Annotated in this window: 22 protein-coding genes and 1 tRNA gene; 9 read left to right on the top strand and 14 right to left on the bottom strand. The window is 64.2% G+C overall.

Features of this window, described 5'->3' with window-relative positions; translation table 11 throughout:
* Positions 1-86: 86 nt before the first annotated feature.
* The 3 genes from ACVI1L_RS14880 to ACVI1L_RS14870 form a co-directional block, all read right to left on the bottom strand.
* On the bottom strand, positions 87-1,415 hold the full coding sequence (locus ACVI1L_RS14880; protein ID WP_028341465.1) for a polyhydroxyalkanoate depolymerase: 1,329 nt from the start codon (positions 1,413-1,415) through the stop codon (positions 87-89).
* 128 nt (positions 1,416-1,543) lie between these two features.
* Positions 1,544-2,368, bottom strand: coding sequence for an ABC transporter permease (locus tag ACVI1L_RS14875; RefSeq protein ID WP_057015392.1), 825 nt, complete (start codon positions 2,366-2,368; stop codon positions 1,544-1,546).
* Positions 2,365-3,171, bottom strand: a complete 807-nt coding sequence (locus tag ACVI1L_RS14870; protein ID WP_168858263.1) for an ABC transporter ATP-binding protein — start codon at positions 3,169-3,171, stop codon at positions 2,365-2,367. The genes ACVI1L_RS14875 and ACVI1L_RS14870 overlap by 4 nt, the downstream gene beginning before the upstream one ends.
* A 141-nt stretch (positions 3,172-3,312) precedes the next feature.
* Between ACVI1L_RS14870 and ACVI1L_RS14865 the strand changes: the two genes are divergently transcribed.
* A complete protein-coding gene (locus ACVI1L_RS14865; protein WP_168858264.1) occupies positions 3,313-4,632 on the top strand; it encodes an ActS/PrrB/RegB family redox-sensitive histidine kinase in 1,320 nt (439 codons plus the stop codon).
* Positions 4,633-4,766: 134 nt separating this feature from the next.
* The gene (locus ACVI1L_RS14860) at positions 4,767-5,321 is read left to right on the top strand and encodes an ActR/PrrA/RegA family redox response regulator transcription factor (RefSeq protein ID WP_016845514.1); all 555 of its coding nucleotides are present in this window, start codon (positions 4,767-4,769) and stop codon (positions 5,319-5,321) included.
* Positions 5,322-5,646: 325 nt separating this feature from the next.
* On the opposite strand, the gene ACVI1L_RS14855 is transcribed toward ACVI1L_RS14860, so the two are convergent.
* A complete protein-coding gene (locus ACVI1L_RS14855; RefSeq protein WP_456783197.1) occupies positions 5,647-6,129 on the bottom strand; it encodes an MmcB family DNA repair protein in 483 nt (160 codons plus the stop codon).
* 218 nt (positions 6,130-6,347) lie between these two features.
* Here ACVI1L_RS14855 and ACVI1L_RS14850 point away from each other — a divergent pair, with 218 nt between their 5' ends.
* Complete coding sequence (locus ACVI1L_RS14850) at positions 6,348-8,048, top strand: alpha-amylase family protein (protein ID WP_456783196.1); 1,701 nt, start codon at positions 6,348-6,350, stop codon at positions 8,046-8,048.
* On the opposite strand, the gene ACVI1L_RS14845 is transcribed toward ACVI1L_RS14850, so the two are convergent.
* Entirely contained in the window at positions 8,036-9,643 is a 1,608-nt protein-coding gene (locus ACVI1L_RS14845) for an alpha-amylase family glycosyl hydrolase (protein WP_076824626.1), read from the bottom strand. The genes ACVI1L_RS14850 and ACVI1L_RS14845 overlap by 13 nt on opposite strands.
* 120 nt (positions 9,644-9,763) lie before the next feature.
* Positions 9,764-10,576 carry an RMD1 family protein gene (locus tag ACVI1L_RS14840; RefSeq protein ID WP_057015413.1) on the bottom strand — a complete coding sequence of 271 codons (813 nt, stop codon included), beginning with the start codon at positions 10,574-10,576 and terminating at the stop codon, positions 9,764-9,766.
* A 175-nt stretch (positions 10,577-10,751) separates the two neighbouring features.
* On the opposite strand from ACVI1L_RS14840, the gene ACVI1L_RS14835 reads away from it, so the two are divergent.
* Entirely contained in the window at positions 10,752-11,420 is a 669-nt protein-coding gene (locus ACVI1L_RS14835; RefSeq protein WP_057015387.1) for an MBL fold metallo-hydrolase, read from the top strand.
* On the opposite strand, the gene ACVI1L_RS14830 is transcribed toward ACVI1L_RS14835, so the two are convergent.
* Both ACVI1L_RS14830 and ACVI1L_RS14825 read right to left on the bottom strand, forming a co-directional pair.
* Complete coding sequence (locus tag ACVI1L_RS14830; protein WP_057015412.1) at positions 11,421-12,596, bottom strand: extracellular catalytic domain type 1 short-chain-length polyhydroxyalkanoate depolymerase; 1,176 nt, start codon at positions 12,594-12,596, stop codon at positions 11,421-11,423. It abuts the gene before it with no gap.
* 210 nt (positions 12,597-12,806) lie between these two features.
* Positions 12,807-14,213, bottom strand: coding sequence for an MFS transporter (locus tag ACVI1L_RS14825; RefSeq protein WP_456783195.1), 1,407 nt, complete (start codon positions 14,211-14,213; stop codon positions 12,807-12,809).
* A 272-nt stretch (positions 14,214-14,485) separates the two neighbouring features.
* Between ACVI1L_RS14825 and ACVI1L_RS14820 the strand changes: the two genes are divergently transcribed.
* Positions 14,486-15,727 carry an LLM class flavin-dependent oxidoreductase gene (locus ACVI1L_RS14820; RefSeq protein ID WP_076824620.1) on the top strand — a complete coding sequence of 414 codons (1,242 nt, stop codon included), beginning with the start codon at positions 14,486-14,488 and terminating at the stop codon, positions 15,725-15,727.
* A gap of 481 nt (positions 15,728-16,208) precedes the next feature.
* Here the strand turns inward: ACVI1L_RS14820 and ACVI1L_RS14815 are convergent, their stop codons facing one another.
* On the bottom strand, positions 16,209-17,051 hold the full coding sequence (locus ACVI1L_RS14815; RefSeq protein ID WP_316395251.1) for an SDR family NAD(P)-dependent oxidoreductase: 843 nt from the start codon (positions 17,049-17,051) through the stop codon (positions 16,209-16,211).
* A 179-nt stretch (positions 17,052-17,230) separates the two neighbouring features.
* Between ACVI1L_RS14815 and ACVI1L_RS14810 the strand changes: the two genes are divergently transcribed.
* Together ACVI1L_RS14810 and ACVI1L_RS14805 are read left to right on the top strand one after the other, a co-directional pair.
* A complete protein-coding gene (locus ACVI1L_RS14810; protein ID WP_057015384.1) occupies positions 17,231-18,193 on the top strand; it encodes a sensor histidine kinase in 963 nt (320 codons plus the stop codon).
* A gap of 204 nt (positions 18,194-18,397) precedes the next feature.
* On the top strand, positions 18,398-20,170 hold the full coding sequence (locus tag ACVI1L_RS14805) for a putative bifunctional diguanylate cyclase/phosphodiesterase (RefSeq protein WP_057015383.1): 1,773 nt from the start codon (positions 18,398-18,400) through the stop codon (positions 20,168-20,170).
* A 167-nt stretch (positions 20,171-20,337) separates the two neighbouring features.
* Here ACVI1L_RS14805 and ACVI1L_RS14800 read toward each other — a convergent pair whose 3' ends face one another.
* Positions 20,338-20,976: a carboxymuconolactone decarboxylase family protein gene (locus tag ACVI1L_RS14800; protein ID WP_057015382.1), complete on the bottom strand. Its 639-nt coding sequence runs from the start codon at positions 20,974-20,976 to the stop codon at positions 20,338-20,340.
* A 219-nt stretch (positions 20,977-21,195) separates the two neighbouring features.
* Here ACVI1L_RS14800 and ACVI1L_RS14795 point away from each other — a divergent pair, with 219 nt between their 5' ends.
* Positions 21,196-21,600, top strand: coding sequence for a YccF domain-containing protein (locus ACVI1L_RS14795; protein ID WP_016843571.1), 405 nt, complete (start codon positions 21,196-21,198; stop codon positions 21,598-21,600).
* Between the two features lie 180 nt (positions 21,601-21,780).
* Here ACVI1L_RS14795 and ACVI1L_RS14790 read toward each other — a convergent pair whose 3' ends face one another.
* From ACVI1L_RS14790 to ACVI1L_RS14780, 3 genes are all read right to left on the bottom strand, one after another.
* Positions 21,781-22,038 carry a GCG_CRPN prefix-to-repeats domain-containing protein gene (locus tag ACVI1L_RS14790; RefSeq protein ID WP_156436045.1) on the bottom strand — a complete coding sequence of 86 codons (258 nt, stop codon included), beginning with the start codon at positions 22,036-22,038 and terminating at the stop codon, positions 21,781-21,783.
* A gap of 110 nt (positions 22,039-22,148) precedes the next feature.
* Positions 22,149-23,189, bottom strand: a complete 1,041-nt coding sequence (locus ACVI1L_RS14785) for an alpha/beta hydrolase (RefSeq protein ID WP_456783194.1) — start codon at positions 23,187-23,189, stop codon at positions 22,149-22,151.
* A gap of 95 nt (positions 23,190-23,284) precedes the next feature.
* Positions 23,285-24,364 (bottom strand): LLM class flavin-dependent oxidoreductase, encoded by a 1,080-nt coding sequence (locus ACVI1L_RS14780; protein WP_168856590.1) that lies wholly within the window; start codon positions 24,362-24,364, stop codon positions 23,285-23,287.
* Positions 24,365-24,494: 130 nt separating this feature from the next.
* On the opposite strand from ACVI1L_RS14780, the gene ACVI1L_RS14775 reads away from it, so the two are divergent.
* Positions 24,495-24,571 (top strand) — tRNA-Arg (locus tag ACVI1L_RS14775).
* Between the two features lie 54 nt (positions 24,572-24,625).
* On the opposite strand, the gene ACVI1L_RS14770 is transcribed toward ACVI1L_RS14775, so the two are convergent.
* Complete coding sequence (locus ACVI1L_RS14770; protein WP_456783193.1) at positions 24,626-24,946, bottom strand: hypothetical protein; 321 nt, start codon at positions 24,944-24,946, stop codon at positions 24,626-24,628.
* Positions 24,947-24,980: the final 34 nt, after the last annotated feature.

Here is a 24,980-nt window from a genome sequence, read left to right as displayed (position 1 = left end):
TCACCCTTTTGGCCTTGCCCGATTTGGGATTCTTTTAGTTAAATCAGCGACTTGCGCGACCGCGAAAATCGCGGCCGGGGCGATACCTATTCGGCGGCGGCGACCAGCGAAAGCCGCGTATTGGCCGCCGAAACCATGAAATCGGAGATCCGCGGCACGATTTCGGAGCGGAAACGCGAGCCGTTGAACACGCCATAGTGCCCAACGCCCTTTTGCACGTAATGCACGCGGCGATGGTTCGGGATCGCGGTGCAGAGCGCGTGCGTCGCCTCGGTTTGGCCAAGACCTGAGATGTCGTCCTTCTCGCCTTCGACCGTCATCAGCGCGACGCGGCGGATCTTCGACGGATCAACCGGCTTGCCGCGATGGGTCATCTCGCCCTTCGGCAGCGCGTGCTTGACGAAGACGAGGTCGACGGTCTGGAGGTAATATTCGGCGGTGAGATCCATCACCGCGAGATACTCGTCATAGAATTCGCGGTGCTTGTCGACGAGATCGCCGTCACCCTTGACCAGATTGGCGAACAGCGCCTTGTGCGCGTCCATGTGCCGGTCGAGGTTCATGCTGATGAAGCCATTGAGCTGCAGGAAGCCCGGATAGACGTCACGCATCACGCCCGGATGCGGGAACGGCACCTTGGTGATGACATTGTTGCGGAACCACTCGATGCCGCGCTCTTCCGCGAGGTTGTTGACCGCGGTCGGATTGCGCCTGGTGTCGATCGGCCCGCCCATCAGCGTCATCGACAGCGGCACGAACGGATCGTTGTTGGCTTCCATCACCGAAACCGCTGCCACGACAGGCACGGAAGGCTGGCACACCGCGATGACATGCATGTTGCCGCCGAGAGCGTGCAGCATCTCGATCAGGTAGTCGACATAGTCCTCGAGATCGAACCGGCCGGCCGCGAGCGGCACCATGCGCGCGTCGGCCCAGTCGGTGATGTAGACCTCATGCGTCGGCAGGAACGCCTCGACTGTGCCGCGGAGCAGCGTCGCATAGTGACCCGACATCGGCGCCACGATCAGCACGCGCGGCTGCGGCGAGCGCAGCGGGCGCGTCAGCTTGCGATCGAAATGCAGCAGGCGGCAGAACGGCTTTTCCCAGATCGAACGGACCTCGACCGGAGTGCGGATGCCGTTGACCTCGGTCGTCGGCAGGTTCCATTCCGGCTTGCCGTAGCGGCGCGTGGTGCGCTCGAACAGCTCACAACCGGCGGCGATCGACTTGCCGAACTCGGTGTGGGTCCACGGATTGAGCGGGTTCTGAAACAGGATCTTGGTGGCGTCAGTTACCGCGCGCACCGGATTGAGCGACGCATGCGCCATCTCGTACATCCAGTACAACGGCGTCGTGAGTGCCGGGCTGCCTTCCGCCGCTAGTGGCGGGGCACCGCCAAATTCACCGATGGGCATAGTATTTTCAGACCCCTGTTTTGCGCCGCAGCATACTGACCAATGCGTAACAATGCGTCAATGCGCCGCGAGCCGAATCTGGGGGCGATATCGGGCTAAAAGGCCGAGAATCCACGAGAAAGTGACATTTATTCACCACCGCCGAGCAGCGACCCGTTGCGCTTGGCGCTCTGCAAAAGGGCAAGGAAGATCGCAAAAGAGGCAGCGAACAGGAACGCGTTGATGACCAGCGCCCACGCCATCAGGTCGGCGCGGAAGACGTGATCGATCAGAAGCGAGCGCATGCCTTCGAACACATAGGTCGGCGGCAGCGTCCAGGCGACAGCTTGCAGCCAGGCCGGCAGCACCTCGACCGGATAGTAGATGCAGGCGAGCGGCATCACCGCGAACATCAGCGTCCAGACGATGCTTTCCGCCCCTAACCCGTTGCGCAGCACGAGGCCCGAGGCGAACACGCCGACCGACCAGCTCGTGAAGATCAGATTGCAGAAGAACGCGATCAGCGGCAGCCCGATGGCGTAGAAGTTGAAGCCGAAAAAGAACAGCGCCAGCAGCGTCATCGGGATCACGCCGATGGCGAGCCGGATCAGGCTCATGATCATCAGCGAGAGCAGGAATTCGATCGGCTTCAGCGGGCTCATCATCAGGTTGCCGAGGTTGCGTGCCCACATCTCCTCCAGGAACGAGATCGAGAAGCCGAGCTGCCCCCGGAACAGGATGTCCCACAGGATCACGGCACCGATCAGCGTGCCGCCCGCCTTGGCGAAGAAGCCGGATGCCTGCGAGATGTAATTCTGCAGGAAGCCCCAGGTGATGATCTGCAATGCCGGCCAGTAGACCAGCTCCAGCAGCCGCGGCCATGACGACATCAGGAGATACCAATAGCGCAGCACCATCGCGTTGATGCGTTGCAGTGAAATGGTGTGCTGGTGCTGGCTGACGAGTTCGCTCATGGTGTGTCCTCTGGCGCGCCCTCCCGCACCCGGCCGCGCGCCACGTCGAGAAACACCTCTTCCAGCGTGTCGCGGTTGTAGCGCGCCATGATCCGGTCGGGGCTGTCGTCGTCCTCGATCTTGCCGCGCTTCATGATGATGACGCGGTCGCAGAGGCGCTCGACCTCCAGCATGTTGTGTGACGCCAGCAGGATGGTCGCGTTATGGGTCTTGCGATAGGTCTCGAGATGCTGCCGCACCCAGTCGGCGGTATCCGGGTCGAGCGAGGCGGTCGGCTCGTCGAGCAGCAAGAGGTCCGGTTCGTTGATCAGCGCCTTCGCCAGCGCCACGCGGGTCTTCTGCCCGGCGGAGAGCTTGCCGTTGGAGCGGTCGAGGAATTCCTTGAGATCGAGATCGTCGGCGAGCTGGTCGATCCGCTCACGCAAACGCTGCACGGCATAGAGGCGCCCGAAAATGGTCAGGTTCTGCCGCACCGTGAGCCGCATCGGCATGTCGACATAGGGGCTTTCGAAGTTCATCCGGCCGAGCACGTCGTAGCGCTGCTCGGGGATTTTTGCACCGAGCACCTCGACGCTGCCTGAGGTCGGCAGCACCAGGCCCATGATCATCGCGATCGTCGTGGTCTTGCCGGCGCCGTTGCCGCCGAGCAGGCCGGTAATGCTGCCGCGCGCGATGCGGAACGAGATGTCGTCGACCGCGCGGGTGGTCTTGTAGACCTTGACCAGATGCGCAACGTCGATCGCGGCCGACTCGCCTTGTTCAGCCGCCGGAGCTTGCCTCTGACCTGTCCCGACCTGTTGCATATGGCCGTCATTGAGCCATTGCGACAATAAGCGCAAGGCTCGGCGGTAATTAAAGGCTTGGCGGTAATTAAAGGCTCGCCCTGCATCGTTGCGCTAAGTCGCGAATTTGTGCGCCGCCCACGGCACAGCTAAGGTCCCGGCATGACCGACGTCGCCTCCGATTTCCGCCAACCCCGCCGCTACGTCCGCCTGGATACGATCCTGCGGCTGCGCTGGCTCGCCGCGCTCGGCCAGCTCGTCGCCATCTTCATCGTGGCGCAGGGACTGGAATTCGACGTTCCGATCGTCCCCTGCGTCACCATCGTGACGTTCTCGGCGCTGCTCAATCTTGCACTGCAGATCGCCTTCAACCCGATGCAGCGGCTGGAGCCGGCCTATGCCGCCGCCCTGCTCGCCTTCAACATCGTCGAGCTCGGCGGGCTCCTGTACTTCACCGGCGGATTGCAGAACCCGTTCTCGTTCCTGTTCCTGGCGCCGGTCCTGATCTCGGCCACCGTGCTGCCGATCCGGCTGACGATCGCGCTCGGCTGCCTTGCGGTCGCCTGCGCCTCGGCGCTGTTCTTCTATCATCTGCCGCTGCCCTGGGATGCCGACGATCCCTTGGTACTGCCGCCGATCTATCTGATCGGCGTCTGGCTTTCGATCCTGCTCGCGATCGGTGTCACCAGTCTGTACGCATTCCAGGTGACCGAGGAAGCGCGCCAGCTCTCCGATGCGCTGGCCGCGACTGAACTGGTACTGACACGCGAACAGCACCTGACTCAGCTCGACGGCCTCGCCGCCGCCGCCGCGCATGAGCTCGGAACGCCGCTGTCGACGATCTTCCTGATCTCGCGCGAGCTCGAGAAGACGGTGCATGACGCGGCGATCGCCGGCGACCTCAAGACCCTGCGTGAGCAGGCGCAGCGCTGCCGCGACATCCTGAGCAAGATCGCGCAATTGTCATCGAGCGGTGCGCCGTTCGACACCATGAAGCTGTCGACCTTGATCGAGGAGGCGGTGGCGCCGCATCGCGATTTCGGCATCAACATCAAGGTGCGGCTTGCTGTCGCAGCAACGCCTGAACCGGTCGCCGCGCGCAATCCGGCGATCCTCTATGGCGTCGGAAACATTCTCGAAAATGCGGTCGATTTCGCGCACCAGACCGTCGAGGTGAACGCGTGGTGGAACGCCGAGACCGTTGAAGTCGTCGTCTCCGACGACGGTCCGGGCATCGCGCCCGACATGCTGAAGCGGATCGGCGAGCCGTATCTGTCGCGTCGCCGAGGTGCGGATGAGGCCCAAAACCCACGTGGGGGCCTCGGTCTGGGCGTTTTCATCGCAAGGACGCTGCTGGAACGCACTGGTGCCAAGGTGTCGTTTACCAATCGCACCTTTCCCGATCACGGCGCCGTGGTGCAGATCGTCTGGCCGCGCGAGCGCTTTGAGGAATCCGCGCCGGGCGACGAAACCGAATCCTAAGAACGATTCTTAATCGCAACCCTGGCATTACGGATGCATTGCTCTTTCCGGACGAGCACGCGACTTTCGGCTGCCTTGGCAGCGCCGCAGTAGGACCCCATATATTAGGGGTCTGCCACAGGGAAAAATGGATCGTGAACGCCATCACTGAACTGAATGACCATGCCGACCGCTCGCTCCTCATCGTCGAGGACGACAAGCCGTTCCTGGAACGGCTGTCGCGCGCGATGGAGACGCGGGGTTTCGCGGTGAAGTCATGCGACACGGTATCTGATGGTCTCGCCGAGATCGGCCGCGCCGCGCCCGCTTTCGCAGTCGTCGATCTTCGCCTCGGCGACGGCAACGGCCTCGACGTCGTTTCGGCGTTGAAGCGCAAGCGCCCCGAGGCGCGCGCGATCGTGCTGACCGGCTACGGCAACATCGCCACCGCCGTCACCGCGGTGAAGATGGGCGCCGTCGATTATCTCTCGAAGCCCGCCGACGCCGATGACGTCGTCGCCGCGCTGCTCGCGACCGGCACCGAGAAGTCCGAGCTGCCGGCCAATCCGATGTCGGCGGACCGCGTGCGCTGGGAGCACATCCAGCGCATCTACGAGATGTGCAACCGCAACGTCTCGGAGACCGCGCGCCGCCTCAACATGCACCGCCGCACCTTGCAGCGCATCCTCGCCAAGCGCGCCCCGCGGTAAGCGATACTTCATTTGCTTTCGCGATGGCCGGGCTCCTCCCGGCCATTTGCTTTTGTAGGGTGGGCAGCTACGTAGGATGGGTGAAGCGAAGCGATACCCATCCTCTCTCCCGGTGTCCCGAAGCTGATGGGTTTCGCTTCGCTCTACCCGTCCTACGGAATCCAACAAGCTGTCCGTCACCCCGAGGAGCGCGCCCTTGCGCGCGTCTCGAAGGGTCGACGGTCACCAGCCGGGCCGATTCATCCTTCGAGGCTCGCTGCGCTCGCGCCTCCGGCGACAAAGGCGAGGCCTTTGCGCGGGGATGACGGGGCAGCAATGTTCTTCGCTAAAACTCGTGCCCCTGCGGATCGACCAGGCGGTTGATGCGCTGCGCCGCGGTCATGGCAAAGCGCACCGTCATCGCCTTGCGCGTGGCCGCCGGCACGCGATGCTCCGGCGCCTCGCAATGCAGATGCCCGCCATAGGCGTCCGCGATGATCAAACCGGTGTCGACGGGAAAGATCTCGCACGGCAGATCCTGCGTGAAGGCGAAGAACAGCCGGTCGCAATGCATCCGGTAATCCTGCCATTTCTGGTCGGCGCGCAGATCCTCGACCGATGACTTGATCTCAACGATCCAGATCTCGCCGCGCTCGTTCAGCGCGACCAGATCGGCTCTTCGGCCGGACGGCAGCGGCAATTCGCTGATGCAGGAAAATCCCAGCGATCTCAGAAGCCTCGCCGTGCCGCGCGCGATCGCAAGCGCGGTCTCCGACTGGCGTCGGTCGGGCGCGGGCACAAGCGCGATCTGGCGGGCGGATGAGTCCATTGCGCGAAGATTAGCCGATTCCACGAGACCATGATCCGGAAAAATGGAAGCCGGCTTTCCGCGAAGATCATGCTCCAGCCGATAGAGCGCGGCAGCGTCAGGCCGGCACGGAGCGTCGTCCGTCTCCGTTGTGGGACGGCGCTCCACAGGAACCCGTCGCCGCCTCACCGCTTATCCTCCCGGCCGCCGCCACGGGTGGGACTGGAGAGGATTGCCTGGTGATCGACGACCTCTGGTACAAGAACGGAGTGATCTACTGCCTGTCGGTTGGCACCTACATGGATGCCAACGGCGATGGCATCGGTGATTTCAGCGGTCTGCTCCGGCGCCTGGACTATTTGCACGGGCTCGGCATCACCGCGATCTGGCTGATGCCGTTTCAGCCTTCGCCCAACAGGGACGACGGCTACGACATCTCGGATTATTACGACGTCGATCCGCGCTACGGCACGCTGGGCGATTTCGTTGAATTTACCCATGGCTGCCAGCAGCGCGGCATCCGCGTCATCATCGACCTCGTCGTCAATCACACCTCGGATCAGCACGACTGGTTTCGATCGGCGCGCAGCTCGAACGACTCGCCGTACCGCGATTGGTATGTCTGGTCGGACAGGAAGCCCGCCAATGCCAACACCGGCATGGTGTTTCCCGGCGTTCAGAAATCGACCTGGACGCGCGACAAGCAAGCCGGCGCCTGGTACTTTCATCGCTTCTACGATTTCCAGCCGGACCTCAACACATCGAACCCGCATGTGCAGGCCGAGATCCTCAAGATCATGGGGTTCTGGATTCAGCTCGGCGTCTCGGGCTTCCGCATGGACGCCGTGCCCTTCGTGATCGCGACCAAGGGCGCCTCCAGGCGCAAGCCGGTCGAGCAGTACGACATGCTGCGATCGTTTCGGGAATTCCTGCAATGGCGCCAGGGCAACGCGATCATCCTCGCTGAAGCCAACGTATTGCCCGAGACGGACATGGAATATTTCGGGCGTGACGGCGACCGGATGCACATGATGTTCAACTTCCACGTCAATCAGCATCTGTTCTACGCGCTGGCGTCGGCGGATACGAAGCCGTTGGCGAAGGCACTGACGGCGACCAAGCCACGGCCCGCGACCGCACAATGGGGCTTGTTCCTGCGCAATCATGATGAACTCGACCTCGGCCGCCTGTCGAAGCCGCAGCGCGAAACGGTGTTCGAGGCATTCGGTGCCGACAAGAGCATGCAGCTCTACGACCGGGGCATCCGGCGACGGCTTGCGCCCATGCTGGGCGGCGACCGCCGACGCATCGAGCTCGCTTACAGCGTGATGTGCACGCTTCCCGGCACGCCCGTGATCCGCTACGGCGATGAGCTCGGCATGGGCGACAATCTCGACCTGCCCGAACGCGGTTGCGCGCGCACACCGATGCAATGGTCGACCGAGCCACACGCCGGCTTCACCGAGAGCGATCGGCCATGTGTGCCCGTCATCGAGAATGGACCTTATGGCTATGAGCACGTCAACGCGGCCAAGCAACGGCGCGACCCCAATTCGATGCTGAACTGGACCGAGCGCATCGTCCGTATGCGCAAGGAAGTCCCCGAGGTCGGCTGGGGAGATTTCAAGGTTATCGCAAGCCGAAACCCCGCCATCCTGATCATCCGGTACGACTGGCGTAACAACTCGGTGCTGTTCGTGCACAACTTCGCGGAAAAGCCGCTCGAGATATCGTTCAACGTCGGTCTGCCCGACGACGCCGGCAAACTCCTCGTCAATCTCCTGACCGAGGACCACAGCCGCGCCGACGAGGCCGGTCGCCACAAGCTTCTGATCGAGGCCTACGGCTATCGCTGGTATCGGGTCGGTGGGCTCGACTATCTGCTCAAGCGCAGCGACATCGATACCATGGAGCCCCGCACCCGGCGTCAATCGTCCTGATGTGGTCCGAGGATCACGCCCTCATTGGGGCGTAGATCGAGCACGCCTTCGACCTTCTCGCCCTGCCGGTCCATCAAGGTCGACAGCAGGACTTCATTGCTGAAGCCGATCGCGCTCGAGGAGACCGACGCGGCGGCCGCGCCGAAGTTCAGCGCGATCACGGCGACGCCCTCAGTGCTGCGCCGCCGGTAGAGCAGCACATCACCGTGCGCCGCCACCGGCTCATAGCTGCCATGGACGAGCTGCGGCAGCCTTCGCCGCAGCGCGATCAGCGCCTTGTAGAGATTGAGGATCGACGTCCTCTCGGCTTCGAGACTTGCGACATTGTCGCTGGCAAAATCCTGCGCCAGCGGCAGCCACGGCGGAGCCGTCGAGAAGCCGGCATGGCGCTCGGCGCTCCATTGCATCGGCGTGCGGCAGCCGTCACGGCCGACGCCGATATCCGGCACGTTCTTCTCGAAGGGATCGCGCACCTGGTCCGGCGCAATCGCAACCTGGCGCATGCCGATCTCGTCGCCGTAATAGAGCGTCGGCGTGCCGCGCAGCGTCAGCAGCAGCATCGCGGCGACCGGCGCCTGCGCCGGCCCCACCCGGCTCGCCACCCGCGGCCGATCGTGGTTGCCGAGCACCCAGTTCGGCCATGCCCCCGGCGGCAGCGCCTTTTCGTAGTCGGCGATGATCATCTCGACCGATCGCGCGCTCCACAAGGTCGACAGCAGCGCAAAGTTGAACGGCATCTGCGCGCCGCGCAGATCGTTGCCGTAATAGGCGACCAGCCGATGCAGCGGCAGATAGATCTCGCCGATCAGCACGCGGTTGTCGAATTCCTCGGTGACGCCGCGCATCTCGGTGATGACGGTGTGCACCTCGAGCTGATCGGTCGAATATTGCGTCAGCAGCTTCTCGTGCGGCGGTCGGCCAGCGCGATAATGCGGGTTTGTCGGGTTATCGCGGAAGTCGGCATCCTTGATCAGGTGCCAGATCACGTCGACGCGAAAACCGTCGACACCCTTGCGCAGCCAGAAGCGCATCACGTCGTAGATCGCGTCCCTGACCTCGCGATTGCGCCAGTTGAGATCGGGCTGCTGCGCGAGGAAGGCGTGATAATAGTATTGGCCTGAGGCCTCGTCATACGCCCAGGCGCTGCCGCCGAACTCGGACAGCCAGTTGTTGGGCGGGCCGCCGTCCGGCGCCGGATCGCGCCAGATGTACCAGTCGCGCTTGGGGTTATCGCGCGAGCTCTTCGCCTCGATGAACCATTGGTGCTGGTCGGATGTGTGGTTCGGCACCAGATCGAGGATCAGCTTGAGGCCGGAATCGTGCGCGGCCGCGACCAGCGCGTCGAAATCCTCCATCGTCCCGAACAGCGGGTCGATGCCGGTGTAATCGGAGATATCGTAACCGAAATCGGCCATCGGCGACGGGAAGATCGGCGACAGCCAGACCGCGTCGACGCCAAGCCGCGTCAGATAGGGCAGCCGCGTGATGATCCCCTTGAGATCGCCGACGCCGTCACCGTCGCTATCCGCGAACGAGCGCGGATAGACCTGATAGAAAATGCCGCGCCGCCACCAGTCCCTGCTGTCCTGATCCATCCCGTCCCCCCAAGCTCGCAGCCCGGCCCAGGCCGCTCCGCGCCCGGAGTGGCCGATCGGTTCAGGGATGACGCACAATTCGGGACGGAAAGATGGCCGGATCCGGCCGCTGTCGCCCGTTCAATGCCGGGCCATCGCCAGCTGATAGATGGTGATCAGCACCTCGAACAGGATCAGGAAGACGATGATCAGCTCCAGCCGCAGCGAGCGGCTGGTGTCGATGATGTCGGTCAGCACCTGCGCGGTTTCGGCGACGACTGCGAGCTTGCGGTTCAGCGACTCCGCACGCTCCTTCAATTCATACTCGTCCTCGAGCCTGGCGTAGAGGCGCTCGAGCTGCGGCTTGTCCCAGAGGATATCGGGCTTCTCCGACACTTCCACCGGTCCGGCCACGCGATGCCGCACCAGCAGCGCGTTGCCGATGTGCTTGAGGATCGCAACGCGGCCGCGATGGACGCGGCCGCCCTTGGCGAGCTCACGCGCAAGCGGCTCGGTCGTGTCGAAGACTGCGCGGACCTCGCGCTCGTGCCGCGCCAGCACCACGCTTTTCGCCAACGCCTCGCCGACCAGGATCAGCCGCTCCGGCGAGAGGCCCTGCAGATAGATCGGGCCGCCCGGCGGAATCTGATCCTCCTTCTCGGCGGCGAGCTCGATGATCGCGATCTCCTCCTCGCGCCGCGTGAACAGGCCGGTCATGCGCGACTGCAGGCTGCGCAGGAATTCATCCTCCTCCAGCGCATTGAGGCCGATCAGAACGACGACGCCGTAGCGGAACAGGATCGCCACGCCGTTTTCATTGACGCGAAACGCCAGCGGCGTCGTGGCCAGCACGTCGCCGCGCTCGAGGCCCGACGTGTTGATGCGGTCCGCGACGAAGAAGGCGCGCGCGGTGGTCCGGGGTCCGCCGAGCGGTGATTTGGAAGCCTGGGTCATGAAGTTCCGGACTGCGAGGACTTGAATCATGATCGAGAGCAGCCGCGTACCGGCCTGCTCACGAACTTGTTCTGCTGGAAGTGACCTTATCACGGTCCGTTTTGGGATCACACGCCGGGGCAGCCGCATTTCCAGCGCGTGTTGACGACGTTTCCCGGAAGCCTATGGTGCCCCCATGAACGAGACAACCGACACCAAACCGAAAGCCGGCGCGATCATCGTGCCGGTGACGCTGTTCGAGCAGAACTGCACCATCATCTGGCACGAGCCCACCAAGAAGGCCGTGGTGATCGACCCGGGCGGCGACGTGCCGAAGATCCAGGCCGCGATCAAGCAGACCGGCGTGACGGTCGAGAAGATCTGGCTGACCCACGGTCATATCGACCATGTCGGCGGCGCTGCTGAACTGCGCGACGCGCTGCAGGTCAAGATCGAGGGCCCGCACATCGCCGACAAATATCTGCTCGACAATGTCGTCTCGAGCGGCGCGCGCTTTGGCATGACCGGGGTACGCAATTTCGGGCCAGACCGCTGGCTCGATGAGGGCGATCAGGTCTCGATCGGCGACCTCACCTTCGACATCCTGCACTGCCCCGGCCACTCACCGGGCAGCGTGGTGTTCTTCAACAAGGAGCTGCGCTTCGCCCATGTCGGCGACGTGCTGTTCGCCGGCTCGGTCGGACGCACCGATTTGCCCGGGGGCAGCCATCCGACCCTGATCCAGTCGATCAAGGACAAGCTGCTGCCGCTCGGCGACGATGTCGGCTTCATCTGCGGCCATGGCGCCGGATCGAGCATCGGCCAGGAGCGGATGACGAATCCGTTCCTGACCGGCGAGATGTAGCTACTTCATCAGCCCCGCGGCGGTGAGCGCCCGCGTGATGACGCCGCCGACATCGACACCCTTGCTCCGTCGCTTGCGCGGCCGATCGCTCTTGCGGCCGGATGCCACCTCCGGCTCGGCCGCGGGCACCGGTACCGTCATCGAGACCGTGTCAGCGCGCTCGCGCGGAATTCCGGTCGGCGCGATATGCGGCTGACGGACCTTGTCGGTCAGGCCGAAGAAGCTCGCGATGTGATAGGAGGAGGAGATCCCGGCCTCGATCAGGAACGCGCCCTCCACGCCATAGCGCTCGTCATTGTCGGCAAGCCCGAGCGGCGTGCCATGCGCCATGTCGGCGATGGTGTAGGACTCGACCAGCGTTTCGCCGTCGGCGTTCCACCACACCTCGCGCGGATGGCCGTCGACATCCGCCTTCGACATCGCGGCAAGCGGCAGGCCGTGCACGTCGAGCCACTGCCGCACGATTGCATCGGCATTGCCGGGATGCACGGTGCGGTCGGCACTGCCGTGCCACACCGAAATCTTCGGCCAGGCGCCGCCATGCGTCGACGCGTTGCGCACCAGACCGCCGAGCTCGGGCGCGGAGAGCGCGCTGCCATGCATCATCGCGTGCAGCGCTTCGCGCAGATCGGTGGCGACGCCGAACGGCAGGCCGGCGATGATGGCGCCGGCCGCGAACACATCCGGATAGGTCGCGAGCATGACCGAGGCCATCGCGCCGCCGGCGGACAGACCCGTCACATAGATGCGGCGCGGGTCGATCTCATGCGTGCCGACCAGATGCGCGATCATCTGCCTGATCGACGCGGCCTCGCCCTGCCCGCGCGCGATGTCTTGCGGGTTGAACCAGTTGAAGCAGGTGTTGCCGTTGTTCAACGCCTGCTGCTCCGGCATCAGCAGTGCGAAGCCGTAATGCGCCGCAAGCGCCGACCAGCCGGCGCCGAGATCGTAGGACGCTGCAGTCTGGCCGCAGCCATGCAGCACCACGACGAGCGCGGGTGACCGCGCCAGCTGCGCGGGCACGAACGAGAACATCTTCAGATCGCCGGGGTTGACGCCGAATTCGGTCGTCTCGACGAGCGGCGTCGGCACGGCCGGCGCGAGTGCGCCAAGGCCGCTGAACGCGTTCATCTTCGGCAGATGACGCAGAAATTCGACGTTGTTGATCAGGGACAACAGCAACTCCTGAGGTGATTTAGTCTTCTGTGTCACCCGATCAGATAATTGCTGCACTGCAAAATGAAAAGGCCGTGTGCTGTCTTTCCCTGCGGAATTTGTGAGAATCGGCGTTAATGCGTGATCGCGCTGCGAGCCGGCCGAAATAGTTGCCATAGCACCTTGTTTGAGCACCAACTTTTCAGGAATGCGCGCCGCGTGGCGCCGGATTCACGCCGTGGCGCGGCGCATCCATGACAGAAATGCGGCTGAAATTGCGATCGACAGCACAAACAATGCGCATGCCGCAAACAGCGCCAGACGTGCTGACATCGTACTCTCGATTGCGAAGAAGACTGCGCCGATCGCGGCAACGCCGGCCGCGTTGCCGATCTGCGTCGTCGTGCCGTACATGCCGGAGCCGGCACCGGCGCTGGCGGGCCGCACGCTCGCGAGCACCGCGCTCGACAATGGCGCCATGACAAGCCCCTGGCCGTAGCCGAAGATCATCAGCGCCAGCGCGAGCAGCAGTGCCGACGGTGCCGCGACCACCTCAATTGTCGCGACGAGCACGGCGAGACCGACGATCTGCAGCGCACAGCCCTCGATCAGCACCAGCGTGCCGCGATGCCTTGCGCGCACGCCGCTGTGACGCGAGGCAACCACGAAGGTCAGCGCCAGCGGCACGAACACCAGCCCGGCCTGTAGCGGCGGAATCTGCAAGCCCTTCTGCATGAACATGGTCATGATCAGATAGAACGACAGATTGGCGAAGAAGAAGAAAAACACCGCGACCAGGCCGAGCATGAAGGCGCGATCCGACAGCAGCGACAGATCGATCAGCGGCATGCCGCCGCGGCGCGCGACGGACCGCTCGAGCCGCACGAAGGCCGCGATCACAGCGATGCCCACGGCCATCACCAGCCACACCCATGCCGTCCAGCTGAGATCATGGCCGAACAGCAGCGGACCGATCAGGCACAGCAGGCCCGCGAACAGCACGATTGCGCCCGGGATATCGAGCCGCGTGCCGGCGCGGCGCGGTACCGTCGGCATGATCTTCAGCGCCGCCGCAATGATGACGACGCCGCACGGCACGTTGACGAAAAACACCGCGCGCCAGCCGAGCCCGGCGAGATCGAGCGTCACCAGCACGCCGCCGAGCGTGAAGCCGGCGGCTCCCGCGAGCCCCAGCACGATGCCGTAGATGCCGAACGCCCGCGCGCGGCTGGCGTCTGAGAACAGCAGATGCAGCGTCGCCAGCACCTGCGGCACCATCAGCGCCGCGGTTGCACCCTGCGCCAGCCGCGCGACGATGAGCTCGGGCCCGGACTGCGCGAGACCACACCACAGCGAGGTCACCGAGAATCCGGCGACGCCGGCGATGAACACGTTCCTGGTGCCATGGATGTCGCCAAGCCGGCCGCCGGTGACCACCAGCGTGGCATAGGCGATCAGGTAGATCGCGATCACGGCCTCGATCTCTGCCGGCGTCGCGTGCAGCTCCGCCGCGATCGTCGGGATCGCGACGTTGACGATGAAGGCATCGACCCCGAACATGAATTGCGCCGACACTACGATCGCCAGCACCCACCAGCGGCGGGACGTGTCCGCTCGCGTCGGAACGATCTGGTGCATGTCCTGTCCTGCCCGAAATGACGTTATAGCGGACATCAGCAGATTCCGGTCATCGCTTCGATTACCTGCGAGGTAAGCCCGGGATCACAGACGCTCGAGCCCCGGCTGCCAATTTGCGTTGACGCGCTAGGAAACATTCCGGACGGCGGCAATCGCCGCCGATTTGCGCAACAACCATGCGACCGCCGCAACCCCCGAGCATTGCCTTGCCCCGGGCCACCCCGTAGGTTGGCGGAAAGCCCCCGATAACAATAGTCCGGAGAGAACGACCCATGGCGCGCCTCAAGTTCGGAGCCTTCCTCGCCCCGCATCACCCGATCGGCGAGCATCCGATGCTGCAATTCCGCCGCGACCTCGATTTCGTCGAGCAGCTCGACGCGCTCGGTTACGACGAATTCTGGTGCGGCGAGCACCACTCCTCGGGCTGGGAGACCATCGCCTCGCCGGAAATGTTCCTGGCCGCCGCCGGCGAGCGCACCAAGCGCATCAAGCTCGGCACCGGCGTGGTCTCGCTGCCCTATCACCACCCCTTCAACGTCGCGCAGCGCATGGTGCAGCTCGACCACATGACCGGCGGCCGCGCCATCTTCGGCTCCGGCCCCGGCGCGCTCGCTTCCGACGCCCACACGCTCGGCATCGACCCGATGACCCAGCGCGATCGCCAGGACGAGGCGATCGCGGTGATCCGCCGCCTGTTCAACGGCGAGCGCGTCACCGCCAAGACTGACTGGTTCGAGATGCACGACGCCGCGTTGCAGATCCTGCCGCTGCAGGAGGACATGCCGTTCGTGGTGGCCTCGCAGATCTCGCCGTCGGGCATGACGCTCGCCGGCAAATACGGCATCGGCATCATCTCGCTGGGCTCGATGTCGACCCAGGGCTTGATGGCGCTGCCGCAGCAATGGCAGTTCGCCGAGGATGCCGCCAAGAAGGCCGGCACCACGGTGAGCCGCGCCAACTGGCGCGTGCTGCTGTCCTGGCACATCGCCGAGACCCGCGAACAGGCGCGGCGCGAGGCCGGCGCCGGGCTGATGCGCTGGCACAACGAATATAACGTCGGCACCCTGATGCGGCCGGGCCTGACCGCATTCTCCTCGCCCGATGAGGCCGTCGACAAGACCGCGTTCGTCGAAGGCGCCGCGTCCACCATCGGCACGCCGGATGATCTGATCAAGATGATCAAGAACCTGGTCGATGTCTCCGGCGGCGTCGGCTCGATCATCGGCTTCGCGCACGACTGGGCCAATCCGGAAAACACCCGCCGCAGCTGGGACATGGTCGCGCGCTATGTCGTGCCCGAGATCAACGGCTATATCGACGGCCTGCGCAAGTCGCGCCAGTTCCTGATCGACAACCGCGCCGTGTTCGAGCGCGCCGGCCAGGCTGTCATGGCCAAGATCATGCAGAACGACAAGGCCGCCGCCGCCCTCCAGCAAACCGGCCCCGGCCGCGTCGCGATCCCCGCTGTGAACGCACCGGATCTTACTAAGGCCGCGGCTAAACAGAAGGCGTGATTTGTGATCCTTCCTGGAGGAAGAAAAAGCGCTGGAGGAAGAAAGAACGCCAGCTCGCGCCACACCCACCGCCGTCGTCCCGGCGCAGGCCGGGACCCATACGCCGCGGCGGGTGTTGTGAAAGGGGCTCGTCCTTCCAGCATTGGGCAACAATCACCATTCGTGGTTATGGGTCCCGGCCTGCGCCGGGACGACGGTGGGGATGGTTTGCGCTTCAAACGCCAAACAATGCGGCGTCATCACCCGCACATGCCGCGTGCGAGTGAGACCATTCGAATGTGTCAAGGTCGTAAGCCTGATGACCTCGCGCGACCAACTCTTCGATCGCGGACGATTTCTCCGTTCCAGACATGCCCGTGATCAAGACGCACTTCATACTTTTTCCTCGCCCTGAAGGAATCGGCAGTGCACGCTATGGATTGCTTCCGCCTTCGCCACGGCTTCAGCGGACAAGTCGCTCCGCTCGCAATGACGGATACTGCTACCCCGCCCCCTGATCGAACGCCTTGCGCAGCGCGACGTAGCCGGCCTGCTGCTGGCTCCAGTTGCGGCCGCCGGTGATGGCGCCGTCGATGACGAGGTCATGGCCGTTGATGAAACTCGATTCGTCGCTCGCCAGGAACACCGCGGCATGCGCGATGTCGTCGGGCAGTCCGGCGCGCGGGATCGGCTGCGCCGCCTTGTAGACCTCGCGCATCACGGCCGCGGTCTTCTCGGCTGCTTCCGTCGACAATCCGAGCGCCTTGCCGAAAATGCCGGTGGCGATCGCGCCGGGCGAGATCGAGTTGACGCGGATGCCAGACTCGCCGAGCTCCATTGCCACGCATTTGGTGAAATGGATCACCGCGGCCTTCGCGGCGCCATAGACCATCGACGACGAGAAGCCGGCGAGCCGTCCGGCGATGCTGCCATTGTTGATGATACTGCCGAAGCCCTGTTTGCGCATGTAGGGCGCGGCATGCTTCATGCCGAGCATGACGCTGCGCACCAGCGTCGCCATCGCGGCATCGAACCGCTCGACGTCGAGGCCTTCGATGCCCCCGGTCTGCGCCGGGCCGCCGGCATTGTTGAACAGGCAGTCGATCCGGCCGAACTTCTCAACCGCAAGCGCGATCAGCGCCTGCATCTGTTCCTCGACCGTGACGTCGGTCTGACGGAACACGCAGGTCTCGCCGAGCTGTTGCGCCAGTGCCTCGCCCTCCGGCGCGCGGCGTCCGGCAATCACCACCTTCGCGCCCTCCGCGACAAAGATCTCCGCCGTGCGCAGCCCGATGCCGCTGGTCGCCCCTGTGATCACCGCGACCTTGCCGTCCAGCCGTCCCATGTCGGTCCCCTCAACTTACGTATGATGTTGCGGATATTCCCCAGCTCCTGCTGCCAATACAAGCACTTGCAAGCCGCCACGCTCGCAAGGTCCGCCTGTGGCCAGAAGGCCACAACTGCGGTTTTTCGGTCGCAGCGGCCTTATTTTGGGTCGCCTGTTCACGTGAACTGGAACGACCGATGGCGAAGTGGATCGACGATTTCAGGGCGTGTTGGCGGGGCGATGCCCAGCCGTCGGTGCGGCTTGCGGTCGCCTTCGCGGTGCTTTGTCTCGTTTTGGCCACGGCCGCGCGCTTCGGGCTCGCCCAGATCCGGCCGGATGTGTTCTTCACGCCCTATTTCCCGGCGGTGTTCTTTGCCACCGCCCTTGGCGGTTTCCGGATCGGGATCGCGACCGCGCTGGCGAGCGGCCTGCTCGGCGTCGTGCTCAATTTCAGCGGCGCGCACGCCGATCCTGCGCGCTTTGCGCTGCTGATGATCTTCTGGGTTGTGTGCGGCATCGCGATCTGGGGCGTCGAGCATTACCGTTCCCTGGTCGCACAGCAGCGCGAAGTTTCCAAACGGCTGATCGAGGAAGAGCAGTACCGCAAGGTGGTGGTCGACGAATTGCAGCACCGGCTGAAGAACAAGTCCTCGACCATTCATGCCGTACTGCATCAGGCGCTGCAGGACCGGCCCGATGTCTGGCAGCGCATCGACCATCGCATCCGCGCGCTCTCGGCGACCGACGATCTGATCGCGCGGGTCGACGGCTATGGCTGCGATATCAAGGATTTGCTGCGCTCGGAACTCGGGCCCTACGGCCACGTGCGGTTCAACCTCAATGGCGAGCAGCTGTTCCTGCCCGCCAAGCTCGCCGTCTCGCTGGCGCTGATCTTCCATGAGCTCGCAACCAACGCCGGAAAATACGGCGCCTTCTCCTCGCCGCGCGGATTTTTACAAGTGTCATGGACGGTCGACGACGGACGTCTCAACGTGATCTGGGACGAGACCGAGGGACCAGTGGTCGAGACGATCGGCGAAGCCGGCTTCGGCACCAAGCTGCTCAAGTCGGCGCTGCGGCCGTTCGACGGCAAGACCGAGATCAGTTACCTGAAGACCGGTGTTCACTGCACCATGCAGTGCAAGCTTCCGAGCTGTTGATAAGTCGGCTTTCCGGCGCACGCGCATGTGTTGATGCAACCGCGCGCTGCGCAATCGCTTTCAGCAGCGGTCGCAGCCGACATTGATACTCTGTTAATGACGATTGCCGCGACGGCTTGCGAAAGCCGTCGCGGTCTCATTCTGTCACGGCATTTCGCAGGTCCGCTTAACCAAAACTACAACGGACTTTGCCAAGGTCGGCGCATGCACAGTCTCACCAGACACGATTTTCAGGCGGGCGCGGCAGTGCCCGGCCAAGACGATATTTCCGGCAATGAATTGCGTATCCTGCGCGACCTTCTCCAACTCCTTCCGGCGGGAGTGACCGTCCAGGACGAGCAGGGCCAGATCATCCTGGTGAATGAAGCAGCCGCGAGCCAGCTGCAGCTGGCCGCCAGCGCGAGCCAGCCGTCCCCGGTCGACGAGCGCCACGCCGCCAACCTGGACCTGCTGCGCAGCGGCCGTCCGGTGGTGCTCGAGGAAACGCTCTCCTGCGGCGCATCCAAATACGTGTTCCTGACCTCGCACCGGCCCGTCCGGATCGCCGGTCGCAATCTCCTGATCTCGACCTCGACCGACATCAGCGAGCAGAAGGCGTTCGAGGACCAGCTGTTCCGCTCGGCCTATTACGACGAGCTGACCGGCCTGCCGACCCGCCGGGTGATCGAGCACCGCGTCAACGGCTTGATCCGCGACGATTCGCAAGGCCATTTCGCGCTCGCCTTCCTCGACGTCGACAACTTCAAGCACATCAACGACTATTACGGCCACGCGATCGGCGATGCGCTGCTCGTTGAGCTGTCGAAGCGACTCGGCCACGCGCTGCGCGACACCGATATCCTGTCGCGCATCTCCGGCGATGAATTCCTGCTGCTGCTCAACCCGATCAGCGGCAATGACGAAGTCGCCGAATTCATCCATGTCATGCAGGAGCGGCTGAAGGCGCCGTTCTTCATCGAGGACTCCGAGATCTTCGCCTCGACCTCGATCGGCGTCAGCCTCTATCCGATGCATGGCCGGAGCTACGAGGCGCTGCGCCAGAATGCCGATATCGCGATGTACCGCGTCAAGAACAACGGCAAGGGCTCGACCGCGTTCTTCGACAACAGCATGGAGCGCGAGGCGCTGGCGCGGATGAAGATCGAGCAGTCGCTGCGGCTGGCGATCCTGGAAAAGCGCTTCTGCTGCGCGTTCCAGGCCAAGGTCGATATCCGCACCCAGGAGGTGAAGGGCATCGAGGCGCTGGTGCGGCTGCGCGACGACGAGGGCGTGATCCAGGCGCCGGGCACCTTCATTGATCTCGCGGTCGAGCTCGGCCTGATCGACGAGCTGACGTTCCTGGTGCTGGCGGAGATCGTCAAGTCGATCGACCTGATCAACGACACGTTCGGTCCGACGGCGACGATCAGCATCAATGTCGCCGCCAAGCAGGCCTCCAACCTCGAATTCATGCGCCGGTTCGCGCGCGCGCTCGAGGAGACCGGCTTCCCCAAACGCTTCATGATCGAGGTAACCGAGGACGCGTTCGTGACGCGGTCGCATTTCCAGGACCAGATCCTGCCGATCCTGCGCGGCATCGGCGTCGGCATCTCGATCGACGATTTCGGCATCGGCTATTCGTCGCTGTCGGCGCTCGCCGATATCACCGCCGACGAGATCAAGATCGACCGCTCCTTCATCACCGACATCCATCAGCGGCCGCGCAGCCAGGGCATCTTGCGCGCAATCGAATCGCTGAGCGAGGCGCTCGGCATGACCGTGATCGCCGAGGGTATCGAGTCCTACGAGGAACTCACCTATCTGCAGGCCGCGACCAAGATCCGCTATGCCCAGGGCTATTACTTCGCCAAACCGATCTTCCTCGAGGATTTGAAGCCGGCGACGCCGGTCGCCAGCGAAACGCGCGCCAGCATGGCCGCGCGCCCCGCCCAGGAAGGCCGCCAGGGCTATTCGCGCGCCAGCGGTTTCCGGCGGTAAGCGCGCGATGTGACTGCGCTCCCTCTCCCGCTTGCGGCGGAGGGTTGGGGTAGGGGTTTCACCACGAGTCAAAACTGGGGAGAGAGCCCCCACCCGCCGCGCGCTGCGCGCACGTCGACCTCCCCCGCAGGCGGGAGAGGTAAGAACGCGAGACCACTGCAGACGCCCTACTTCTCCAGCACCGCCAACGGCTGCACGCCGTTATTCGCGGGACCGGCCTGCATCGTGATCAGCATCATCGAGACCATGTCGTAATAGCCCATGATGGCGATGATATCCGTGATGCCGCGCTCGCCGAATTTATCCAGCGCCGCCTTGTAGACAGCGTCGCTGACCTTCTTGTCGCGATAGAGCGCGATGCCGAGATCGTACAGCGCGGCCTCGTCGTCCTTCATGCTCTCGGGCCGCGTGCCCTTGGCGATCGCGTCCGCGATTTTCGGATCGAGCCCGCCCTTGATCGCCAGCGGATGGTGCGCGGACCATTCATATTGCGCGGTCCAGTGCCGCGCCGTGATCAGGATCGCCATTTCGCTGAGCCGCGCCGGCAGCGAGGTATTCCACCGCAGATACTCCGACAGGTTCGACAGCTTTGGTGCCAGATCGGGATTGCGGATATAGGCGCGGTAGGGCGGCGCGGTGAATTTGGCATTGCGCGGCGGCGCGCTGATCATGTCGGCCCAGGCCTTTTGCGCCGGCGACAGCTCCTCCGCCTTCAGCGGCGCGAAGCGCACGGCGTCCTCAGCCCGCACGGCCGACACCGACAATGCCAGCGCCGCCAAGATCCCTGCTCCGAATATTGTTCTCATTGTTGTTCTCCCTTTTCGGTGCAGGCGTCTTTGCGCCCTGCCCGGTCGCGCGAGATTAATTGCCGTCGCGATGGATGCAATGAGGTGCCAGCTGTCGTTCGGTGCCGGCCGCCGGTGAAGCGCCTCGTCACGGCAGGCGCGCGGTTAGGCCACACCTACCGCAGCGCCGGGCGGCGGCGTATATAAAGAGCAGTCCCAAGCGGCGCGAAGGTGTCAGCCATGCAGCCTGTATCTATCCTCCTGAACATCCTCTGGATCCTGATCGGCGGCGCGTGGATGGCGTTCGGCTGGCTGGTCGCCGCCGTGATCATGGCTGTGACCATTATCGGGCTGCCCTGGGCGCGCGCCGCCTTCAACATCGCCGTCTACACGCTGCTCCCGTTCGGCTCGCGTGCGGTGCGCCGCGATGAGGTGACCGGCACGTCCGACATCGGTACCGGACCGCTCGGCGTGATCGGCAATCTGATCTGGTTCATCCTGGCCGGCTGGTGGCTCGCGATCGGCCATGTGATCACTGCGATCCTGCTGGCGGTGACCATCATCGGCATCCCGTTCGCCTGGGCGCATCTCAAGCTTGCCGGCATCGCGCTGTGGCCGATCGGCAAGGTGATCGTGCCGGCGTGACGCTGGCCAGGCCGTCGACGGCTAGTGTCCCGAATCCGAAGTTCGCATCATTTGCCGCACCTTCGGAGCGAACTTCGGATTCGATAAGGACACTAGCAAACTTATGATTCTAGTGGTTTATGAATGCGAAGTTCGTGAAAGTGGCTGCCGCGAAATCGCACGAACTTCGCATTCAGCACACTAGAGCCAATCCTTCGTGGTCTGGCTGCAAGCCTGATAGTCGCGCCGCCAGACGAAGCCAGCGCCACCACACGGCGGGCGCGGGCGCGAGGTGGCGGGACACTCATTCCTGACCCGCGCGGCGGTGCCCCAGCCGTCGATCACGCAGGCACCTCGTGAGGTCCTGTGGCAACCGTCACCGCATCCCTCTGCGGCGTTGGCCGGGGTCAAGCCGAGGAAGGCACCGGCTGTCAGAAGCGTGATCAAACCTGCTCTCATGATGTTCTCCATCGAGCTGTCGGTCGTGCTGCTCCATTCGCGGCACAAGCGTAGGCGATCTCTGTGCCGCTTGCCACCGTCTCCGCGCACAAATTCTGGTGTCGGGGGGCTCAGCGCGCTGCTTCGCAGCCGGGGATGTCGAATACGGCGGTCAGGCCGCAGGGCGAGTTGAGCATCTTGCCGCCGGCATGGCCGACGCCGGGCACATCCCACACGCTGTGGTTTGGCGCGCCGCCGTCGCGGGCCTGCATCACGGCGGCATAGGAATGCCCGCGCGCGTAACGGTACGGCCCCTGGGCCTCCGCCATGCAGGATTTGTCGAGCGCGGGATGATTGGGGTTGGTGTCGAGCGTTCCGAGCAGATAGATCACGCGGCGCGCGACATAGGCCTGCTCCAGCGCAGCCGGCGAAGGCTCGGCAAGATAGGGCGGGCGGTCGTCCATACCGAATTTCCAGCTGTTGTAGCCATGGCAGTTCGCCGCGATCGCGGGCTCCGGCCGCTCCTTGGTGAAATAGGCGTAGGAGGACGGATTGGCGACCACATAGCGCACGCCGATGCCCTCGCGCAGCAGCAGCTGATCGCCCTTCACCGCGATCGCATAGCGCTGCACCACCTGGCCGCCGCCGGAATGACCGAACACGACGACCTGCTGCAGGTTCGGAAACAGCTTGCGGTCGCCGAGCTTCGCCAGGATGGCATCGAGCGCCTCGAACGAGCTCGCCGCGCTCGGCGCGAGCGCAGGCTCGCCGCCCTGCCAGCCATAGAGGCTCCAGCGCAGCGTCTCCGCCGGCAGCTTGAAGGCCTCGACGTCGGACTCGATCAGGAATTGCGGCGCGATCATCAGCGCATGCTCGCCGGCATCGCCGGCCGCGGCCTGCGCGCTCAGCGCCGCGCGAAAATAGTCGTCGGCATTGCGCAGCACGCCATGCAGCACGAGCACCGCGCGCGTAACATCCGGCAGCGGGTTGGACCAGTCGGCCGAGAGGTAGAGCGGAAAGCTCGCTTTGCCGACGGCAATCCGCGCATTGGCGATCTCCTTGACCGGTTTCCGGTCGCGCTCGGTCTGTGCCTGCGTCGCGGACGCCGCGGGTACGTGCGCCGCCGCCACGACGAGCAATGCCGCGGCCGCAAGCCAGGCCCGGTGATGCATGGTTCGACTCCGTTGCTGCCGCGAGCTCGGCTGGATCATGGCGCGTCAGGCGCAGATTCACCCGTGAATTTTTGGAAAGCTTCCGCACCCGCACCTCAGGCCACGAGCCGTCCATGATTGTTGGCGGCGAGGATCGGGCGGATCAGGCGGCCGAACCGCTCGGCCTCCTCGTCGTGCAGATAACCGGACAGGCAGAAGGAGTGGCAACCGGCATCGATGAACTGCTGCAAGGTCGCGGCGCATTGCGCGGGATCGCCGACCACCGCGATGCCGGCGCCGGGCCGCACCTTGGTGATGCCGGTCCACAGATGCGGCATCAGGAGATCGCCGTAGTCGCGCGCGAGCTGCTGCACGCGCTGGTTGGCCTCCGAGCGATTGTAGAGCGTCTTCATCTCCTGCTTCTGCCGCTCGGTGGCGTGGCGCACCAGCTGGTCGGCCGCCTCCCAGGCATCTGTCTCGTTCTCGCGGCAGATCACCTGCAGCCGCATGCCGAAGCCGATCGCATCCTCGCGGTCATGCGCCCGCGCCATCCGCCGAATCTCGGCGATATTCTCCGCGATGCGCTCCGGCAGGTCGCCCCAGAACAGATGGACGTCGGAATGCTTCGCCGACACCTCCCAGGCCTGCCGCGAGCCGCCGCCGAGATAGAATTTCGGAAACGGCTGCTGCAACGGACGCGGCCTGATATGCGCGCCGGAGATCGTGTGAAACCTGCCCTGGAAATGCACCGGGCCGCGCGTCGTCCACAGCGCCTTGAGGATCGAGACCTCCTCCTCCATCAGCGCGTAGCGTTCCTCTTTGGCATAGCGCACGCCCTCGGCCTCGACCTCGCTCTCGTTCTGGCCGGCGATCAGATTGATGCAGATCCGCCCGCCCGACATCTGGTCGAAGGTCGAGATCATCTTTGCCATCAGCACCGGGTTGATATAGCCGGGCCGCGCCGCAATCAGCGGCTTGATCCGGCTGGAGCGCGCCGCCATGAAGGCGCCCGTGATCCAGGCCTCCCAGCACACCGAGCCTACCGGGATCAGCAGATACTCGAAGCCGGCGTCCTCGGCGGCCGCGACCACGCGCTCGCAGAGTTCCGGCGAACCGGCGATCTGGGCCTCCATCAGCCCATAGGCCGTGGTGTCGCCATGCGTGGGCAGATACCAGCCGAATTCCAGCGGACGCATGGGCAAACTCCCTCGAAAGACGGCCTTTTTTCGCGGCCTGTCATATTGTCGGGAGGCAGTTTACAGCCCTTAACCAGTTGGACAACGCCGTTGCCGACGCGGAGCCAATCAGCTAAATGAACCCCTGCACGCACCCGTAGCTCAGCTGGATAGAGCGTTGCCCTCCGAAGGCAAAGGTCACACGTTCGAATCGTGTCGGGTGCGCCATTTCCGCTTCGTTCGCCGCCGTTCAATTGTAGCCTTTGCTGCGATTCCCCCAGCTTAGGGGATTCTTTCCACAACGTTGGGCCGGTTTTTCTCGAGCCAGGCGACGGCCTCGGGTCCATCGACGACACACTCGAAGGTTTCCCAGGTTGGGTCCTCCAGAGATTCCAGTTGCAGTCGCTTCGCCGCATACTCAACGAGGTCGTGCAGGCGTTCGTATCCTTGTCTGTGCTCGAGGGAATCTGCAATCGCAGTGCTGGTCCATCCTCGTTGGGCCAAATCGATAATGCTTGGAGCGTCAGCCTCGCTGAACCACGGTGTGGCATCGAACTCGATGCAGCGAACATTGTCGGCGGTATGACAAGTGGCGTGGATCATTGGATTCCTCCGTTTACCGGCTAGCTACCTGCGC

The sequence above is a fragment of the Bradyrhizobium sp. USDA 4516 genome, assembly GCF_054055915.1.
The sequence above is the reverse complement of the archived record's forward strand: the minus strand, read 5'-3'. Positions and strand labels throughout refer to the sequence as shown.

Excerpts from the sequence above, each read along its gene's own strand:
- ACVI1L_RS14875 (WP_057015392.1), bottom strand. The coding sequence starts at position 2,368 with ATGAGCGAACTCGTCAGCCAGCACCAGCACACCATTTCACTGCAACGC.
- ACVI1L_RS14780 (WP_168856590.1), bottom strand. The coding sequence starts at position 24,364 with ATGCGTCCGCTGGAATTCGGCTGGTATCTGCCCACGCATGGCGACACC.
- ACVI1L_RS14870 (WP_168858263.1), bottom strand. The coding sequence starts at position 3,171 with ATGCAACAGGTCGGGACAGGTCAGAGGCAAGCTCCGGCGGCTGAACAA.
- ACVI1L_RS14815 (WP_316395251.1), bottom strand. The coding sequence starts at position 17,051 with ATGGGACGGCTGGACGGCAAGGTCGCGGTGATCACAGGGGCGACCAGC.
- ACVI1L_RS14865 (WP_168858264.1), top strand. The coding sequence starts at position 3,313 with ATGACCGACGTCGCCTCCGATTTCCGCCAACCCCGCCGCTACGTCCGC.
- ACVI1L_RS14855 (WP_456783197.1), bottom strand. The coding sequence starts at position 6,129 with ATGGACTCATCCGCCCGCCAGATCGCGCTTGTGCCCGCGCCCGACCGA.
- ACVI1L_RS14800 (WP_057015382.1), bottom strand. The coding sequence starts at position 20,976 with ATGAGAACAATATTCGGAGCAGGGATCTTGGCGGCGCTGGCATTGTCG.
- ACVI1L_RS14770 (WP_456783193.1), bottom strand. The coding sequence starts at position 24,946 with ATGATCCACGCCACTTGTCATACCGCCGACAATGTTCGCTGCATCGAG.
- ACVI1L_RS14805 (WP_057015383.1), top strand. The coding sequence starts at position 18,398 with ATGCACAGTCTCACCAGACACGATTTTCAGGCGGGCGCGGCAGTGCCC.
- ACVI1L_RS14790 (WP_156436045.1), bottom strand. The coding sequence starts at position 22,038 with ATGAGAGCAGGTTTGATCACGCTTCTGACAGCCGGTGCCTTCCTCGGC.
- ACVI1L_RS14840 (WP_057015413.1), bottom strand. The coding sequence starts at position 10,576 with ATGACCCAGGCTTCCAAATCACCGCTCGGCGGACCCCGGACCACCGCG.
- ACVI1L_RS14825 (WP_456783195.1), bottom strand. The coding sequence starts at position 14,213 with ATGCACCAGATCGTTCCGACGCGAGCGGACACGTCCCGCCGCTGGTGG.
- ACVI1L_RS14785 (WP_456783194.1), bottom strand. The coding sequence starts at position 23,189 with ATGCATCACCGGGCCTGGCTTGCGGCCGCGGCATTGCTCGTCGTGGCG.
- ACVI1L_RS14795 (WP_016843571.1), top strand. The coding sequence starts at position 21,196 with ATGCAGCCTGTATCTATCCTCCTGAACATCCTCTGGATCCTGATCGGC.
- ACVI1L_RS14820 (WP_076824620.1), top strand. The coding sequence starts at position 14,486 with ATGGCGCGCCTCAAGTTCGGAGCCTTCCTCGCCCCGCATCACCCGATC.
- ACVI1L_RS14880 (WP_028341465.1), bottom strand. The coding sequence starts at position 1,415 with ATGCCCATCGGTGAATTTGGCGGTGCCCCGCCACTAGCGGCGGAAGGC.
- ACVI1L_RS14845 (WP_076824626.1), bottom strand. The coding sequence starts at position 9,643 with ATGGATCAGGACAGCAGGGACTGGTGGCGGCGCGGCATTTTCTATCAG.
- ACVI1L_RS14810 (WP_057015384.1), top strand. The coding sequence starts at position 17,231 with ATGGCGAAGTGGATCGACGATTTCAGGGCGTGTTGGCGGGGCGATGCC.
- ACVI1L_RS14835 (WP_057015387.1), top strand. The coding sequence starts at position 10,752 with ATGAACGAGACAACCGACACCAAACCGAAAGCCGGCGCGATCATCGTG.